At 69.2% G+C, this 16098-nt stretch carries 17 protein-coding genes and 3 pseudogenes; 8 read left to right on the top strand and 12 right to left on the bottom strand.

Annotated elements, in window-relative coordinates; translation table 11 throughout:
- Positions 1-449 precede the first annotated feature (449 nt).
- Entirely contained in the window at positions 450-1685 is a 1236-nt protein-coding gene (locus K7G60_RS31030; protein ID WP_225804300.1) for an IS110 family transposase, read from the top strand.
- Here the strand turns inward: K7G60_RS31030 and K7G60_RS31025 are convergent.
- From K7G60_RS31025 to K7G60_RS31010, 4 genes and pseudogenes are all read right to left on the bottom strand, one after another.
- A complete protein-coding gene (locus tag K7G60_RS31025) occupies positions 1682-2074 on the bottom strand; it encodes a hypothetical protein (RefSeq protein ID WP_225804299.1) in 393 nt (130 codons plus the stop codon). The two genes, K7G60_RS31030 and K7G60_RS31025, sit on opposite strands and share 4 nt — an antisense overlap.
- A 72-nt stretch (positions 2075-2146) precedes the next feature.
- A complete protein-coding gene (locus tag K7G60_RS39530) occupies positions 2147-2587 on the bottom strand; it encodes a transposase (protein WP_225804314.1) in 441 nt (146 codons plus the stop codon).
- A gap of 150 nt (positions 2588-2737) precedes the next feature.
- On the bottom strand, positions 2738-3346 hold the full coding sequence (locus K7G60_RS31015) for an SMI1/KNR4 family protein (protein WP_225804298.1): 609 nt from the start codon (positions 3344-3346) through the stop codon (positions 2738-2740).
- 351 nt (positions 3347-3697) lie between these two features.
- Positions 3698-4347, bottom strand: a pseudogene (locus K7G60_RS31010) (DeoR/GlpR family DNA-binding transcription regulator).
- On the opposite strand from K7G60_RS31010, the pseudogene K7G60_RS31005 reads away from it, so the two are divergent.
- Positions 4327-4814, top strand: a pseudogene (locus tag K7G60_RS31005) (MFS transporter); the annotation flags it as partial. The pseudogenes K7G60_RS31010 and K7G60_RS31005 overlap by 21 nt on opposite strands.
- A gap of 138 nt (positions 4815-4952) precedes the next feature.
- Here the strand turns inward: K7G60_RS31005 and K7G60_RS31000 are convergent.
- Entirely contained in the window at positions 4953-5585 is a 633-nt protein-coding gene (locus K7G60_RS31000) for an SMI1/KNR4 family protein (protein ID WP_225804297.1), read from the bottom strand.
- A 383-nt stretch (positions 5586-5968) separates the two neighbouring features.
- Positions 5969-6451 carry a hypothetical protein gene (locus K7G60_RS30995; RefSeq protein ID WP_225804296.1) on the bottom strand — a complete coding sequence of 161 codons (483 nt, stop codon included), beginning with the start codon at positions 6449-6451 and terminating at the stop codon, positions 5969-5971.
- A 319-nt stretch (positions 6452-6770) separates the two neighbouring features.
- Between K7G60_RS30995 and K7G60_RS30990 the strand changes: the two genes are divergently transcribed.
- The 3 genes from K7G60_RS30990 (at position 6771) to K7G60_RS30980 (ending at position 8957) form a co-directional block, all read left to right on the top strand.
- Positions 6771-7322, top strand: a complete 552-nt coding sequence (locus K7G60_RS30990; RefSeq protein WP_225804295.1) for an EF-hand domain-containing protein — start codon at positions 6771-6773, stop codon at positions 7320-7322.
- A 228-nt stretch (positions 7323-7550) separates the two neighbouring features.
- The gene (locus K7G60_RS30985; RefSeq protein ID WP_225804294.1) at positions 7551-7772 is read left to right on the top strand and encodes a hypothetical protein; all 222 of its coding nucleotides are present in this window, start codon (positions 7551-7553) and stop codon (positions 7770-7772) included.
- Between the two features lie 723 nt (positions 7773-8495).
- The gene (locus tag K7G60_RS30980) at positions 8496-8957 is read left to right on the top strand and encodes a hypothetical protein (protein WP_225804293.1); all 462 of its coding nucleotides are present in this window, start codon (positions 8496-8498) and stop codon (positions 8955-8957) included.
- A 4-nt stretch (positions 8958-8961) separates the two neighbouring features.
- On the opposite strand, the gene K7G60_RS30975 is transcribed toward K7G60_RS30980, so the two are convergent.
- The 4 genes from K7G60_RS30975 to K7G60_RS30960 all read right to left on the bottom strand — a co-directional run bounded on the left by K7G60_RS30975 (position 8962) and on the right by K7G60_RS30960 (position 12296).
- Positions 8962-9564, bottom strand: coding sequence for a hypothetical protein (locus K7G60_RS30975; RefSeq protein WP_225804292.1), 603 nt, complete (start codon positions 9562-9564; stop codon positions 8962-8964).
- Positions 9561-9941: a transposase gene (locus K7G60_RS30970; protein ID WP_225804291.1), complete on the bottom strand. Its 381-nt coding sequence runs from the start codon at positions 9939-9941 to the stop codon at positions 9561-9563. The genes K7G60_RS30975 and K7G60_RS30970 overlap by 4 nt, the downstream gene beginning before the upstream one ends.
- A 605-nt stretch (positions 9942-10546) precedes the next feature.
- The gene (locus K7G60_RS30965; RefSeq protein ID WP_225804290.1) at positions 10547-11596 is read right to left on the bottom strand and encodes a medium chain dehydrogenase/reductase family protein; all 1050 of its coding nucleotides are present in this window, start codon (positions 11594-11596) and stop codon (positions 10547-10549) included.
- Positions 11597-11732: 136 nt separating this feature from the next.
- The gene (locus tag K7G60_RS30960; RefSeq protein WP_225804289.1) at positions 11733-12296 is read right to left on the bottom strand and encodes a TetR/AcrR family transcriptional regulator; all 564 of its coding nucleotides are present in this window, start codon (positions 12294-12296) and stop codon (positions 11733-11735) included.
- 185 nt (positions 12297-12481) lie between these two features.
- On the opposite strand from K7G60_RS30960, the gene K7G60_RS30955 reads away from it, so the two are divergent.
- Together K7G60_RS30955 and K7G60_RS30950 are read left to right on the top strand one after the other, a co-directional pair.
- Positions 12482-13003: an SRPBCC family protein gene (locus K7G60_RS30955; RefSeq protein ID WP_225804288.1), complete on the top strand. Its 522-nt coding sequence runs from the start codon at positions 12482-12484 to the stop codon at positions 13001-13003.
- A gap of 528 nt (positions 13004-13531) precedes the next feature.
- Positions 13532-13960, top strand: coding sequence for an SMI1/KNR4 family protein (locus K7G60_RS30950; RefSeq protein ID WP_225804287.1), 429 nt, complete (start codon positions 13532-13534; stop codon positions 13958-13960).
- Between the two features lie 9 nt (positions 13961-13969).
- Here the strand turns inward: K7G60_RS30950 and K7G60_RS30945 are convergent, their stop codons facing one another.
- Together K7G60_RS30945 and K7G60_RS30940 are read right to left on the bottom strand one after the other, a co-directional pair.
- The gene (locus K7G60_RS30945; RefSeq protein WP_225804316.1) at positions 13970-14626 is read right to left on the bottom strand and encodes a helix-turn-helix domain-containing protein; all 657 of its coding nucleotides are present in this window, start codon (positions 14624-14626) and stop codon (positions 13970-13972) included.
- Between the two features lie 214 nt (positions 14627-14840).
- Positions 14841-15227 (bottom strand): annotated as a pseudogene (locus tag K7G60_RS30940) (diadenosine tetraphosphate hydrolase); the annotation flags it as partial.
- Positions 15228-15341: 114 nt separating this feature from the next.
- Between K7G60_RS30940 and K7G60_RS30935 the strand changes: the two are divergent.
- Positions 15342-16091: a transposase gene (locus K7G60_RS30935; protein ID WP_225804286.1), complete on the top strand. Its 750-nt coding sequence runs from the start codon at positions 15342-15344 to the stop codon at positions 16089-16091.
- Positions 16092-16098 lie beyond the last annotated feature (7 nt).

Below are 16098 nucleotides of genomic sequence, written 5' to 3'. Positions count from 1 at the left end.
ATGAGAATGGCGGCGACATGGAGTCCGGCGAGGTGGATCTAATAGCTCAGCGGTGAGCCTAAGCATGGAAGTGCAAGGGCTCGCTGTGTGAGGTGGAAGCCTGCCGCCGTTCCGGGACTGTGATCCCTCGGGTCAGACCGGCTCCTCCTCACCACGCCGTCGGGCGGAGGCCCAAGGTGGATCCGGGGACGCGATCCCTTCAGCAAGACCGCGCCCCGCCCGATGGCACCGCACCCAGCCAGGTTTTCATGTCCCCAGCCCGCCGGCAGGGGCCGACCTCTCAGCAGTTCGCGAGCCCGGAGCTCTCCAGCAGACCGAGGTCCCTGCCGGTCGCTGGAGTCACGAACGGCTCATGAGATGGCGTGCCCTGAGCACTTCTATTAGAGCGCCGCGTGCTCCGCATCGAACCGACCAGCACCGCGAAACAACGCAGGAACGGGAGAACGAGGTTGAGCAAGGTCTTCTGCGGCATCGACTGGGCCGAGAACCACCACGACATCGCGCTGGTCGATCAGCATGGCACCCAACTGGCGAAGCTGAGGATCAGCGACGACAGCGCCGGCTTCAACGCCTTGCTAGAGCTGCTGGCCCGCCACGGCGACAGTCCGGAGGAGCCCATACCGGTGGCGATCGAGACTCCGCGCGGCCTGCTGGTCGCCGGCCTACGGGCCACCGGGCGGAAGGTCTACGCGATCAATCCGCTGGCCGCCGCCCGCTACCGGGACCGCGGCAGCGTCGCCCGGGCCAAGTCGGATGCGGCCGACGCCCGCGTCCTGGCCAACATCCTCCGCACCGACATGGCCGCCCACCGGCCGCTGCCCTCTGACAGCGAACTCGTCCAGGCTGTCGCCGTCCTGGCCCGCGCACATCAGGACGCGGTCTGGGACAAGACCCAGATGGTCAACAGACTCCGCTCCCATCTGCGCGAGTACTACCCGGCCGCTCTCCAGGCGTTTCACGGTTCCGGCACGCTGGGCCTCGATTCCAAGCACGCTCGTGTGGTCCTGGCCGCGGCGCCTACCCCTGCGGCAGCAGCCCGGCTCACCCGCAGCCAACTGCGTGCTCTGCTCAATCGCGCCGGTCGGCTCCGACGCGGGACCGACGCCGAGGTCGAACGGCTCCGGGAGATCTTCCGCAGGGAGTGCCTGCACCAGCTGCCGCAGGTCGAGCAGGCCATGGGCAAGCAGGCCCAGGCCCTGATCCAGCAGCTCGAAGCCACCTGCCGAAGCGTCGACGACCTCGCGACGGCCACCGAGGAAGCGTTCCTCTCCCACCCCGACTCGGAGATCATCACCAGCTTCCCCGGCCTGTCGGTGCTGTCCGGAGCCCGCGTCATCGCCGAGGTCGGTGACGACCGGGAGCGATTCGCCGACGCCCGGGCCTTGAAGGCGTATGCCGGCGCCGCCCCGGTGACCCGGGCCTCAGGCCGCAGCCGCGTCGTGGTCGCCCGAGCCGTCAAGAACCAGAGGCTGGCCTCCGTCGGCTACATGTGGGCCTTCGCAGCCCTGCGCTCGCACGAACCCCGCGAGCACTACGACAGCCGACGTGCCACCGGTGAACGCCACACCGCCGCCCTGCGGAACCTGTTCAACAAGCTTCTCGGCTGCCTCTACCACTGCCTGCAGAACCACATGCCCTACGACCCCGAACGGGCCTTCGCTACACCCGTTGCGCTCGCTGCCTAGAGCCGCGGGCCAACGGAGATGTCGACTGCGGCCGCATTCCAGCCGGGCTCGTCGACGGCGACACGGATCCGCCGCCTGCCCCCTTCGCCGATGAGGCTCACGAAGCGCGTCACACCCATGACATCACCGATGACCAGCCGTCCGTCAGCCAACGAGATCGGCCCCTCGAAGACAGTCGTGAAGGACGGATTCGGCCCCGGCTCTTCGTCGAGCGGCTCGGTGAAGAGCCGGACCTTGATGAGCCGAACCTGAGCCTGAACTCGGACCGCCACATGGGTGTCGCACCCGACCGCGGCCTCGCCCTCCAGAGCCAACGCCGGCAGCCAGTCGGTCGACCCCAGCGCTAGAACCGGGTGATTCACCCGAAAATCAACGCCAGCGACCTGCATGTTCGGCCCCCTCCGAGTCCCACCTCATGACGCGCGGCGATGTTATCGGGTGGCTCCGACATGCCAGGCACATCACCCCCGACCGCTGGGGCTGGACGTGACGCCGCACCCATCGAGTTGACCTCCAGCGACATGAGATGTCTTGCTGGTCAGGCCGCGGCGAGAGAGTCCGAGGACAGAGCGGTCCGGCTCGCCGGCCGGGGCCCCTTTGGACGGGCCCCGGCGGCGTGCTGATGAGCCCGGACGATGGTGGAGTCGACCGTGACGATCCGGTCGAGGTCGCCTTCGGGCGTCGGCCCGGGCGAGCAGGGCGGTGGGGGCCTTCCCCCAGGTGCCGTCGGCGGACCGCTTCCGCAGCCGGTTGTGGGCGCCTTTCCGCGAGCCGGAGTGCTCGGGCAGGACCATCCACGGTGTGCCGGTGCGGTACGTGAACGCGATCGCGTCGATCACCTGCCGGTGATCAGGCCACCGCCCACCCCGCTTCGGTGTCCGGTCCGAGCACTCCGGCTCGATGCGTGCCCGAAGAGGCGGTGTACGACCACGTCATCCTGGACGGAGTCGCTCTGTGGACTGACGAGGTCGTCTTTGGACGGTCCCGTCAGCCGCAGGTGGGAAGCCCGCCCTTCGTCCTGGGCGGGGCTTTCGTGCAGGCGGCCGAGCGGTTCACCACTGGACCAGGTCCATGGAGCTATGGCCGAGCCAGTCCGCGAAGGTGACCGGGCGGTCGTGCAGCCGCATCGGGAGGATCAGGTCGCAGGTGGCGCGGGCGTCGAACCACATTTCGCCGCGGTGAGGGCCGGTGACGACCAGGAGGGTGTGGAAGCCGCAGCCGTTCTCCTGGATGTAGACCGCGCCGGCCGTCTTCCGCTCCTGCAGCACGCCGCACTCGTCGTCCCAGGCCCGCCATGCCTCCGCGTCCTCGTACGAGGGCTCGCGGTCGTCCAGTTCGTCGTCGTAAGCGGCGTACGAGTCGGGGTGCGGGAAAGGTTCGGTGAGCAGGCCGTAGTTGGTGTCGCGGTCTCCGCGCCAGCGCCAGCCTTCCGCGCCCCGGGCGAGGCGGTTGATGCGGTGGCCGGCACTCACCCGTAGCAGGTAGTCCCGGTACTCCGCCGGGAACCTGATCCCCAGGTCCGCCTCCGCCTCGCGGACCTCCGGCTCGGACAGCGGCGGCGCCGCCGGATCCCGGTACGTCTCCCAGGCCTGGGGGCTCGCGGGTTCGTGGCGGTGGCCTCGCAACAGGCGTCGGTACTCCACTGTCCAGTCGGTCGTCACGACGTAAGGGTAGACATGGGGGCTTGCCTGCCAAGCGGGCGCGTTCCTCCGGGACAGCAACTGTGAGTTCACTGGCCTCTGTCCTCCCCTCGAGGCTGCTCGCCCCGCGAAATCGCTTTTCGACAAGGGAGATGGACGGCGTCGTACGTCCACTCGTCCGTCACGGCGGCCGCGCTCCTCCCCGCGATGGCTCTGTCGGCCGGTCGGGCCGGCGCGGCTTCCACCGCCGACGACACGGACACCGCCTGCCTGACGGGCGACTCGTACCGGGCAGGGACACTGCCTGCGTGACCAGGGAGATCTATCCGGCGGCCGACCATTGGAACCGGGGCCAGCCGCTCGGCGGTTTCGTCAGACGGCTTCGACGACGGTTCCGGAATCTTCGAGTGCGGCAACCTCGTCGGCGGGCGCGGTGGTGTCGGTGACGAGGGTGTGCAGGAGCGTGGTGGGCCGACGTGGGCGTAGGCGGTGCGGCCGAGTTTGTTGCCGTCCGTGGCGACGACGGTGCGGCGGGCTGAGGCGATGCTCGCCGGCGCGGGGTCGTCCGCCGGGCACCATCAGTGCGGCTCGGCCCGGGGGTCGCTGAGGACGTGGATGGCCTGGAGGGACAGGGGCATGACGGTGACGGGTCGCTCGCGCAGTAGGCGGGCGACCTCCAGGCAGGTGGTGCCGCTGTCCAGCAGGACGCTCTCGCCGTCGTCGATGAGCGAGGAGACCTCGGCGGCGATCCGGCGTTTGGCGTCGACGGCATCGCGGGCGCGCAGCGCGAACGGCGGCTCCTCGCCCCGCAGCAGCAGGGTACGCGCGCCGCCGCGGACGCGTTTGAGGACGCCCTGTCCGGCGAGTACGCCGAGATCCCGCCGGATGGTCATCTCCGATGCGCCGGTCAGCGTGGCGAGGCCCTGGACGGTGACCTGACCCCCTCGCTTCGAGCCGCCCGCGCGGCTGCCTTCATCTCCTTCGCCCTGGCCGGGACCCTGATGGGCACCTGGGTGGTGCACATCCCCGCCATCGAGACCCAGGTCGGCATCAGCCACGCCACCCTCGGGAGCCTGCTGGTGCTTCTCGGGCTCGGGGCCTTCGCGGGCATGCAGGTGGCCGGCCCCCTGACCGACCGCCTCGGACCGCGCCTCGTCGTCCCCGCCACCGGTGTCCTGGCCGGCGCCACCCTGGCCTGCCCGGCCTGGCCCGGGACCCATGGACGTTGGCAGGGGCCCTGCTGGCCTTCGGCTTCTGCAACGGCTGCCTGGACGTGAGCATGAACGCCCACGCCGTTCACGTGGAGGAGGCCTACGGCCGGCCCGTCATGTCGGCCTGCCACGCCACCTTCTCCGTCGGCTGCGGCATCGCCGCCCTCGCCGCGACCGGCGCCGCCGGCATGAGCCCAGCCGCCACGCTCGGCGCCTCCGCCGCGCTCGGCATCGTGATCGCACTGGCCCTGACCCGCAGCCTGCTCCCCGGCACACCCGGAGTCGTTTGTCGACGGCTTCGGGAGTCACCGCGTGTCCCCGTTGCTTGATCAATATCGATGAGGTCGGGAGTCGCTGACGGCTGGGTCGGCGTCTTGAGGGAGCTCTCGGTGAGGGCCCTGAGCTCCGTGAAGCGGCTACGGAGTGCGGCTTGGTCGATGTACGGGGTTACGGCAGCGAGGACTGGTTGTGGCGCGGAATCCCCACGGGGCGGTCGCGATGGTTGCCGGGGAGGTCAGTCCCAGCGGGCGGTTGTCCTTGCCGTCCCGCATGTGGTTGAGCCACCGCTGGTACCAGCTGAGGAAGTCCTGTGCGGAGGAGACGTTCGGGTGCCAGAAGCCGTCCGCGTTGCCAGTGACCATGCGGCCGGTGAGGGGGCCCGTCACTGCGATCAGGCACAGATCGCCGCAGCCCATCTCGATGACGTGAAGGAACAGGTCTCCTTGCAGCGCGTCAGGGTGGTCCACATGAGTGAATCCCCGCGGTCTGCCGTCCGCCGGTTTCCGGTTCATCGTGAACAGCCTGCACTCCTCCAGCGGAAGGAGACCGTAGAAGGGGCCGGCGCCGCTGCCCCCGAGTTCGGTGAGGAAGGCTCGGTAGGCCGCAGGCAGGACGATGTGGTGCTCCGCCTCGAAGGCGTCGGCTTCCGAAGCGCTGATGCGCGGGCCGAGGCGGAACTGGTGGCGCTCCGCGCCCATCGAGTGGCTTCGCCGCGCCTGGTACGGGATTTTGGCCAGCTCGGAGCGTATGCGAGTGATGCGGGAGTCCATCGGGGGATCTCTTCTCTCGTCTCCGAGACTCTACCGAACGCTCCGGCAGAGACACATCCAAGGCTCTGGAGAGATCCTGCCCACGGGTGCAGTCGCGGCCTGGCTGCGGCTGGCGGTGATGTCGGCATCACGGTTCACAGGGCGCGACGCCTGGAGCTCGGGGTACATGTCCCCACGGGGCCGGCGTCGGGTGCCTTCCGAACTCGGGTTCTGGCACAACTTCTGTGCAACTACGCCGACCGGGCTTCCGTCTGCCTCATGACAGGCCCCTGAACTGCTGGTTCCCGGCGTGCTCCGGCCTTGGCCACCGAGCTTCGACTCGACACCGCATAAGTTGTGTCAGAGCCCAAACCCATGGATAAAGCCACCGGGGCTTCTTCGTCTCACAGTACCGACGCCCGCGCCGTTCGGCAGGCGACGTCGAGGACCGTGCACAGGGCGGCCAGCCCGCCGCCCTCGATGACCGTTCCGGGATCGGTGGCCAGCAGCTTCGGGATCCCGCTCACGCAGTGCGCGATGCCCAGGAGGGCGAGCTGCTGCTCGGGAGTCAGCCAGGCCGAGACCTCCGGCATGACATAGATGAGGCCGTTGAGCGTCTCCTCCGTCGCCTCGGACAACCCTCCCCGGCCGGTCCCCTCGACCCAGGTCTCGTCTCCCGGGTCAAGGGTCGTCATCGCGTCCTCGACCGCGTCGGCGAGCGGGCCGACGATCCAGGTCTCGCTCGGTGGCAGCGGCAGGTTCCGGATCCAGGCCGCCGCGCGCAGACCGGCGGCCGCGGCCTGGGCAAGGGCTTCCTGCTCGCCGGTCCACGGCACGCGCGGCTCCGGCTCGACGGCAGATGGTGGGGGCAGGCGATGAAGGAACATGCCTAGCTAACGCCCCTGGTCGGTATCGGTCACCCCGGCCAGACCCTGTTCGCCCGAAGTTGCGGCGAGGTCACGAGTAGCTCTCTGTAGCGAATCCGGGGTGTGTTTGTCGGCCGTCCCTACCGCACGCAGCCGACGTGAGAACCCGACTCGATACCCAACCCACCCGAGACCACACCGCCCAGGGAGAGAGTTCGCATTATCGGGTGAACTTGCCTCTGACATGGCCTTTTGGCGGTTATCGGCAGTGATCTTGCATCTAGCCTCGGTACGGGCACGCCGACGCGTGCCGTCGCATCACTCCCGCGAAAGGGCAATCATGGCCACCGCCACCACCGACCCGATCAGCCTCAAGCTGGACCAGCTGTTCGACGCCACCGACACCGACGGTGACGGCTACGTCGACTGGAGCGACTACCAGCGCCTCGTCGACCGCTACCTCAGCGCCTACAAGATCGACAAAAGCGACCGTCGGGCGCAGGCTCTGCTGATCGCGTACCAGATGCAGTGGGCCGAACTGCTGCGCCACGCGGACGGCTCCAACCGTCTCTCCAAGGAGCAGTACCACTTCGCCAGCCGTGCGGCGAGCGTGGACACCAGCCGGTTCAACATGGTCGAGGGCGTTCCGCACGCCATCTTCGACATCATGGACACCGACGGCGACAACACCATCAGCCAGGCCGAGTTCAAGCAGTACCTGGACGTCTGGAACATCACCGACCCCGGCGCCATGGACACCTTCGCCCAACTGGACACCGACGGTGACGGATCCATCAGCCGGCAGGAGTTCATCCGCGCGGTCAGGGAGTTCTTCTACTCCCCGGACCTGGAGGCCCCCGGCAGCCTGATCTTCGGACGCCTGTCCCGCTGACACGCGAGGCCGCCGGTTGGCGGCAGACTCGCGGACGTGCGCCGCGTCGCAGGACGGCCCGACCCTCGCCCGGCTGTCCTCCCGCGACCCCGCCCGGAAAGCGGTCCGGCCCGGAACCATCGATGGCAGTTCCGGGCCGGACCGCTTTCGACGGTACGGGCAGGATGGCCAGTCCAGGCCGCCATCCTCCACCCTCGCGGAAAGCGGCCGACCCATACGATGAGCAGCGTGAACGAACGCCGCACCCTGGGCCCTGGGCCGGAGACCGCCGACCGCATCGTCGCCGCCGAGGCCGACCTGCACGAATCGATCCCGGGCAGCCGGTTCCCGAACCTCGACGAGCTGCGCGGCCGCGGCCTGTTCCAGCCCCGCTCCGCACCGGCGCCGGGCCCGCGCCGCACCCTCGGGGCCGGCGGTGGCGCGCCCAACGGGACGGACATCACCGACTGAGCCGCGTCCAGTGGTCACCCAGACGATCCGAAGGGGTCGGACACTCATCCGGTGTGTCCGACCCCTTCGCCGTGCCTTGCTTTGTTCACGGATCGGTGAGGTCTTCGTGTCGGTATCCAAGCGGCCGCGAGACCTGCGCACTCTGAAGAAGCCTCGGCAGCCATAAGCCTGCGCGCACCCTCCCGGTTACCGGTCGAAGCCTGCCCTTCCGCCCCAGGCCCTCTGTGGCCTTGTTCAGGAGAAGCGGTTCTGGCGCAACTTCTGTGGAGCGCGCACGTCGAGTGACGCGCGCAGGGGTCAGCACACTTCTGCGGTGTGCCCTACTCTTCCGACAGGAGGGGATCGTGAACGGGTTGGTGCCGTTGTTGAAGCGGACCTGGGTGGACTGGGCCGTCTTCGTATACGTGGTCGTTACGGCGGCAAGGTGCAAGAGCCCATTCCTGGTCGTCTTCTTCACCCTTGTCGCGCTCGTGGCGGCGGTCGTCGCCGTCCTCAAAACCCGGCGACTCATGCGGGGGGCCGACCCGGTTCTGTCACGCACTGCGCACGAGGCGAGACCACACCACAGAAGTTGAGCCAGACCCAACCCGGGTTCTGGCACAGGTTCCGTGCAGCAGTGACTGAGAGTTGCGAGCCGGGAGGTGGCTGCCTCGCTGGTCAGGACTGGATTTGATCCGGCCCTACGAGGTTAGGGTGCTGATTCACGAACCGAGGAGAGCTGGCGTGCACGACAGACCACGGATGGAGGAAGCCCTCGATGTCCTGCGTGCCGAGCTGGAGGTCGAGCGATCGGCGAAGACCGAGTTGACCACGCGGGCTGCGTGGCTGGCCTTCATGCGATTCGCGCGGCAGCGCTTCGCCACGGCGCCCACCCCCGACTCAGACGGCTTGCTCTTCCAGTACGGCACGCACGCCTTCAGCGGGCGTCCGATGTTCACGGTGGACCTCACGCGACAGTTCGACATCAGTGACGACGGCGGTGAGCACGACCACTACGTACAGGTTCACTGCGAACTCCGCTACGAGTGCGAACCCGCCCTGGAGGCCCGGGGAAGCTTCAACTCCTGGTTCTTCCACGACGCCGACGCGGGCCTCGACGAGTGGCTCGCCGCCATGGAGGGACACCTCGAACTGCTGCTTGCTCGCGTGCCCTCCGAGATCGATGTGTACGAGGACCCGGCCTAGGTCGTCACGCCAACAGAACTCGCTTGCGCAGGAGGTCGAAGCCGGCGCGGCCGAACATCTGACGCTTCAGCATCTTGATCCTGTTGACGTGTTCTTCGACGACACCAGAGTTCCAAGGCAGGGTGAGGCCGGCGATGACGGCGTCACGGTCGCGGTCAATGCCCGCGACGAGCCATTCCGGCAGGCACTCGCCCTTGCGGTCCGCGAGCATGATGGCGAAAGACCGGACGTGACGAGTGAGCGCGTCCAGTTCGGGGCAGTGGGCCCGGATGGCCTTGAGTCGAAGCTGCTCGATCTCGGTGAGGTTCTCTGGGCGGCGGAGGATCCGTCCGGCGACAGACCGGGGCGAGGGCGCCCTGGCGGTAACCGTCCGCGGTGACGTGCGCTTCTCTTGCAGGTAGGCGCGAACGCGCTGGTAGCTGCCTCTGTAACCGAGTGGAACGATCTCCTCCCACAGCTTCCAGGCATTGCTGCGGCCTTCGGCCCAGCGATCGTCGAGGTAGGTCTTGTACTCGTCGAGAACGGAGGGACGGTTCTGCCACTGGCCTGTGAAGAGCTCCTCTGGAATCTGGACGTCGGCGAGCTGCTTGACGGTGCGATAGGTCATCCCGAGCTGCCGTTGGATCGAACGTCGGCTCTACCCGGCCTCCAGCAGGGCGTGGACCGCGGCGTGTCGAGTCCGGGTGCGGTCAGCGAACCGATGGCCTCGCGGCCACGGCGAGCCGGACGGGTCCGCCGCCGGGGCGGGCTCGGATTCGGACTCGGCTTGAGTGGAGGGACGAGAACGCGCAGGCAGCGGCGGTGCTGGGCGACGCTTCGCTCGACGGCCTCGCTGAGGTTGTGCCGGAGATGCCATCGGTCCGCGACCTGAGTCGCCTGCGGGGCTCCGGCTGTGGCGCCTTCGGCGAAGAATGGCGCGCGGTCCCGGCGGACGACCTCGACTCCAGGCCGCTGTGTCCGCCGCGTCTTCAACCGCCACCACATCCTGGCCGAAGCCCGCCGGAACCTGCTGGAGACGCTGTGCGGCCGCGCCTTCGCTCCGGGCCTGGCCGCCTACCTCACCCGGATCGCCCGCCACGACGGAGGGACCACGCCCGACGGCACCTCCTACGAGGCAGCGCACCCGGCGATCGTCGCCTGGACGCAAAGCTCCGCGGCCGAACGCGGCAGGAACGAGCTGACGCTGCGCGACCTCCAGGAGATGCTGGAGAGCTGTCCGGCACAACGCCCCGACGCCCACGGACGAGATGTCCGTGGGCGTCGGAGTGTAAGGGCGATCGGCCCGGCTGGCACCGGTCGGCGGGACGGACGGAGAAGCCTCAGGGACAGCGGCCGGGACGCACCCGGGCGCCCGCCCAGACGGCGTCGGAGAGCGGCAGGAGTGTGGGGAGCGACCCGCATGAGCACGGAGCCCCGATGGTCGAGCCGACCCACCGCACCTCTCATCGGAGCAGCGCGAGCGCTGGGAGCAGTTCCTGGACGCGAGCCGGAACCGACAAGGTGTTCAAAGGGCCTCACCCGCATGTGCCGGGCATTCTGCGGCCCCCGTCGGGAACCCCGTTCCCTGGGAACCTTTCACGCTCGGGGGTTCAGTCGCTGTGCTCTGCCCCGGGTGCGAGCACGACCTTGCCGACGACCGTGCCGGATTCCGCGTGCCGTAGCGCGGCTGCCGCCTGGTGCAGCGGGTACACACGGTCGATCTGTGCCTGGATGGTTCCGTCACGCAGCAGTTCGAACACCTCGGTGAGGTCTTCGCGCAGGGCGGCCCGGTACCGCTGCGGGTTTCGGGCCTTTCCGGCCCACAGGTTGAAGAAGTGGGCGCTGCGCCCGTTGGGCAGGGCGTTCCACAGGGCCAGCCGGGCCACGAGCCGCAGTACCGTGAGGGTGCCGTTTCCCGCCTGGTCGCGGGTCGAGGCGCTGCCGTAGGAGACGAGCGTGCCGCGGGGGGCGAGCATGCGCCAGGAGTCCTTGATGCCCTTGCCGCCGACGTGGTCGAAGACCGCCGCGACCCCGTGCGGGGCCAGCTGCCGTACTCGGGCGGGAACGTCGTCCCGGTAGTCGACGGGCAGCGCTCCCAGCGCGGCGACGGCCTTTTGGTTACGGGCCGAGGCGGTGCCGATGACGCGCACGTCCTGGGCCCGGGCGAGCTGGACCAGTACGCTGCCGACACCGCCGTTGGCTCCGTGGACGACGATGGTGTCACCCGGTCGGACGTGCGCCGTGCGGAACAGCATCCGCCAGGCCGTCGCGCCGTTCGTCACGAGCGCCTCGGCCTCCGCGGCGCCGACTCCCTCCGGTACGGGTACGAGATCGGCGACGTCCAGCAGCACGTGGTCGGCCCAGCCGCCGGTCTTGGTGAGGGCGGCGACCCGCTGCCCCACGGCCGGGCCGGGCTGCCCGGCGGTGGTGGGCGTTCCCAGTTCCTCGACGATGCCGACGAGGTCGTAACCGGGGACGAAGGGGAAGGCCGGCATGTCGTAGTACTTGCCGCGGCGCATCTGCTGTTCGGCGAAGCTCACGCCGCTGGCCTCGACGCGGACCAGGGCCTGACCGGGTCCCGGCTGGGGACGTTCGCGCAGGCGGACTTCGAGGCTCTCGGGCTCGCCGACGGCGGGGAGAACGATCTCGGTGATGTGCACGGGTGCTCCTCATGGGGAGTGGAGAGATGAAAACGACGGGGATAGAGTGGTCAATCACTCACTCTTAGATCCGGAGAAACGGCCGCCGCCCCGCGAGCGAGCAGCGACCGGACGGCCTGCCGAAGGGGGGAGCGAGTCAGTAGTGGACGATGCCCGCGGCCAATGTGCGCGTCCAGGGGGCGTCGAGGGAGGAGGCGTCCAGGGAGACGATCAGGTGGCAGAGCGTGCCGGCCGCGAAGAACTTCTGGATCTGCTCCTCACTGCCGCCCGACGCGCCGCGTACGTACTCCACGGTGCGGGCGTACCCGGCGCGCACGGCCTCCCTGATCGCCGGTTCGGAAACGGCCGCCGCTTGGGCGTGCAGCTGCACCAGGAGCAGATCGTTGTCGCTGATCAGCCGGGCGTAGGCGTCCCCCATGGAGTCGAGCACGGCCTGCGCCTCACTGCTGGCGACCTCGGCCGCGCCCCGCTCCAGGGCGCCACGCACCCGGGTGAAGCAGTGCTCGACGACCGCGGTGAACAGCGCCTCCTTGTTGGGGAAGAGCCGATAGACGTACGCCTGCGAGATGCCGGCCGCCTTGGCGACCTCCCCGGTCGTCGTGCCGAAGTATCCGCGTGCCGCGAACGCCCCGATGGCGGTGCGCAACACCGTTTCCCTGCGCTCCTCGGCGGTGGACAGTCGGCGGGGTTCCGTGTTCATGTGAGTACTCAATCACTCACTTACTCCTTCGGTCAAGGAGTCCACAGCCTTCAGGTCGCCCAGCTGGCCAGTTGACGCCCAAAAAAGTGAGTGATTGGCTACTCACACATTGAAGCCGGGGGGTCCTTCACCCTCCCGGGCCTCCGTCTGCCCATGCCGCTCTTTCGACACCAGCAGGAGACACCATGCTTCCCCTCGTTCACGCCGCCTCCGGACTCCTCGCCGCCGCCATCGGCGCCGCCCACCTCGCCCCCCAGCCCGTGACCATCGACGAAACGGCCCCCGTGATCACCCGCGACGCCGTCGTCATCCACGCCCCGGCCGGCCGCGTCTGGCGCCTCCAGACCGACGTGGAGGGATGGCCGACCTGGCAGCCGGGCGTCGGCTCCGTCGTCAAGAAGACCGAGGGCGCCCTGCGGCCGGGATCGTCCTGGGTGTGGTCCACCGAGGGCCTGGAGAACATCACCTCGACCGTCGAACAGGTCGAACGCGGACGTCGCATCGTGTGGGGAGGTCCGGCCGCCGGCATTACCGCCGTCCACGTCTGGACCTTCGAACCGATCGAGGACGGGGTCATCGTGCGCACCGAGGAGTCGTGGACCGGCGAACCGGTCGACGCCAACACCGAATACCTGCAGGAAGCCCTGGACGCGTCCCTGGACCACTGGCTCGACAACCTCAAGCGCCGCGCCGAACAGGGCATATGACACCACTCGCGCGCATGGCCCGATCCCGGCTCCGCAAGTGAGTGATCAGCCACCGTAAGCTCTACGGGCGGGACGCCTGCCCTGGCAGGGCAGACACCGGGCCACCGGCCCTGTTGAACAAGCGGCAACCTTCCACCCCGGACCCGTCCCTGCACGCCCAGGCCGGCGGCCAGGGCCAGGCAGACGTCGGACGGACGCCGATGACAACCGCCCCCCGAGCGGACGCTGCGCGAGAACAGGCAGGGCCGGGCGGCCTGGGGCGCGGAGCTGCTCGCGGACGCGAAGGCCAACGCAGAACGGGCGCCCGGCGAGGACCACGCCGCCATGACCACCCGATCGAGGTGCCGATCGACGATCGCGACAACCCCCTGCGCGTGTTCACGGTCGGTTCCGGAGACGAACGCAACCTCCCCTACGTGCGCCAGAACTGGTCCGGATCTCATTCGGTCCACCCTGGGACCGTCCGTGCCCCAGAATGATCACCGGGTTCGCGGTCGCGGGTCCCAGGCGGCAGGCGTGAGGAGATTCGTGAAAGACGTCATCCAGTACATCCGGGACACCCACTGGCCGGAAGAGGCTCCCACACAGTTTCCCGACGAGCAGCTCCTTGCGCGGATCGAAGAGGAACACGGCATCCAGCTGCCCGCCGGGCTCCGGGAATTCCTGCTCCACATCGGCGACGTCGAGCGCGCCCGCCTGGAGCCCGTTACCGTCACGGACGAGGACGCGGACACGTACCTGCCGGACCTCATGACCATCGCCTGGCAGCAGGGCGTCCCGCGCGACCTGATCGTCCTGTGCGAGGACGACGGCGACTTCTACCTCGTCGGCCCCGACAACGCGGTCGTCTTCTGGTCGTGCATCGGTGCGGGCGGCCTCACGGAAGACCGTTGGGAGTCGGTGTGGCACTGGGCCCGCGACAAGTGGCTGCGCCTGCCGCCGCCGGAGGCGACCTGACCGGGGACGTCATAGAGGGGGTTCGCGAGCGAGGGGCTCCTCACACGGGGTTTCGACGGGGCGCGGCTTCGGCAGAGACTTCTCGTACGGGTGCCGGTGGTGAACGTTGCCGGAGTACAGCCAGAGCACGGCGGAGGCGATCTCCTCGGGCTTGCCCAGACGGCCGACGGGTTCGTCGGCGATGAGGGCTTCGCGGGCGGTGTGGAGGCGGGGTTCGCCTTCGTACGCGTGCTGTTTACGGGGGCCCTGGGCCTCGCCGGCGCGCCGGCCGCCGCCCTTGCCGCGGCCGGGGGCGTTGTCGCGCCGCTCGAGGACCGCGCGACGGGGCCAGAGCCGGGACCCGTGAATCGTGATGCCGGGGGAGAGGTAGCCCTGGGCGGCGTAGGAGCGGAGGGTGGCGGTGGTGATGCCGAGCAGGGCGGCGGCCTCTTCGGCGGTGAGGAGGTCCTCGGGGTGCTCGCCGGCGGGGAGGGCGGGGACCGGCTTGCCCGCGAGGTACGCCTCGGTCTGGGCGAGGTCGTAGAGGAGGTGGCGGCTTTCGGGCAGGAGGCCGGGGACACGTTCGCGGAAGGCGGGGGCGTCGCGGCGGCGCCAGGTGGCGAGAGGGACGCCGGCGCGCCGGGCGATGCCGGCTTCGTTGATGACGGGGCGGCCGCGGGGGATCACATCGTCTCCTCAAGTCTGTGGCCGGGGTGCGGCCGTATGATGGCGGCACAGGGACGGGTCCTGTTCGGGTCCGGACTTTGCGAGGAGCCGGCGGTGTGCCGGGCCGCTTTTGGGCGGCCCTCCGCCGGCTTCACTCATGTGCAGACGTCCGCCCCACAGGGCGACGCTTTCAACGTTGCATCACCCCGGACCGATCGGTACCGCCCCGCCCCACTCAGGCGCGCAACTGGCCCAGTTCGCTGCCGATCGCCTCTCGGAGCACGTCGTGCCGGGGACCCAGCCTGAACTGTTCCTCGCTCCACCGGTCACGCGGATAGAGCCAGACCGAAGCGCCCACGGCCTCGGCCGGCTCCCACTCGAAACGCGGCCACACGTGGGCGTGGAGGAACGGGTCCTTGTTCCCGAGGATCTCCAGGTGGACCCGCCGGAACGCCGGGTCCAGGCGCCGGCAGGCACGCTCGACCGCCTCGCCGAGCTGATCCATGTCGGACAGGAACGACAGTCGCCGTCCTCGCGGCAGGTCGGAAAGCCGCTGCACACCCGGCTCGTCCACGAGGAGAACCGAGTACCCCGGCAGGAACTGCACGTCACCGATCAGGGAACTCTTTCAGAGTGGCCGCTGATCGGGTGACGGGCTGAGGTTCCGCAACGCGCGAGGCTCCCGTGCCGTTGAGAGAGGTGTTCGACGTCTCAACTCGTCAGCGCAGGAGCCTCGTTGGTTCCATATCCTGCCGCACTCGACCTGTCGCACGCCCTGGTCGAGTGGGTAACCATGCTCATCGTCGCCCCTGAGGGTGACCGACGCTGCAAGCTCCCGCCTCACCAGCGTGCTCTCGTCGGCCTGGTCCACCTTCGCCGCCACGACCCACTCGCGCAGATCGCCGTCGGCTTCGGCATATCCGTCAGCACCGCCCACGCCTACGTCAAAGCAGTCGTCGAGCATCTGTCCCGAAGGGCGCCCGGCCTGCTGCGTATCCTGCGCGAGACGAACCCTGGTCACGTCCTGCTCGACGGGACGCCCGCCGAGTGCGACCGCGTCGGCGACAGCCGGGCCGACTTCTCGCAGAAGCACCGCCGTCACGGCGTGAACGTGCAGGTCATCGCCGATCCCGCGGGCAAGCTGCTGTGGCTCTCACCCGCCCTGCCCGGCCGCACCCACGACCTGATCGCGGCCCGCACCCACCGCATCATCCGGATCTGCGAACGCCAGGGCGCTCCCGTGCTCGCCGACCGCGCCTGCATCGGCGCCGGCCCCTGGGTGACCACACCGATCAGACGGCTTCCCGGCCGGGAGTTCACCACGACCCAGCGGACGATCAACCGAGCTCTGTCGGCGGCACGAGCACCGGTCGAACGAAGCGTCGCGCGACTCAAGTCCTGGCGCATCTTCCGCAAAGCCCGCTGCAGCCCCAATCGCATGACCGTCATCGCCGCAGCCGTCCTCACCCTGGAGCGTCAACGCTGAAAAGGCG

This window comes from Streptomyces sp. NK15101 (assembly GCF_020400725.1).
GTDB lineage: Bacteria > Actinomycetota > Actinomycetes > Streptomycetales > Streptomycetaceae > Streptomyces.
The sequence above is the reverse complement of the archived record's forward strand: the minus strand, read 5'-3'. Positions and strand labels throughout refer to the sequence as shown.

Coding starts and splice junctions, on each gene's coding strand:
- K7G60_RS31025 (WP_225804299.1), bottom strand. CDS start 2,074: ATGCAGGTCGCTGGCGTTGATTTTCGGGTGAATCACCCGGTTCTAGCG.
- K7G60_RS31000 (WP_225804297.1), bottom strand. CDS start 5,585: ATGGACTCCCGCATCACTCGCATACGCTCCGAGCTGGCCAAAATCCCG.
- K7G60_RS30995 (WP_225804296.1), bottom strand. CDS start 6,451: ATGTTCCTTCATCGCCTGCCCCCACCATCTGCCGTCGAGCCGGAGCCG.
- K7G60_RS30990 (WP_225804295.1), top strand. CDS start 6,771: ATGGCCACCGCCACCACCGACCCGATCAGCCTCAAGCTGGACCAGCTG.
- K7G60_RS30975 (WP_225804292.1), bottom strand. CDS start 9,564: ATGACCTATCGCACCGTCAAGCAGCTCGCCGACGTCCAGATTCCAGAG.
- K7G60_RS30970 (WP_225804291.1), bottom strand. CDS start 9,941: ATGTGGTGGCGGTTGAAGACGCGGCGGACACAGCGGCCTGGAGTCGAG.
- K7G60_RS30960 (WP_225804289.1), bottom strand. CDS start 12,296: ATGAACACGGAACCCCGCCGACTGTCCACCGCCGAGGAGCGCAGGGAA.
- K7G60_RS30955 (WP_225804288.1), top strand. CDS start 12,482: ATGCTTCCCCTCGTTCACGCCGCCTCCGGACTCCTCGCCGCCGCCATC.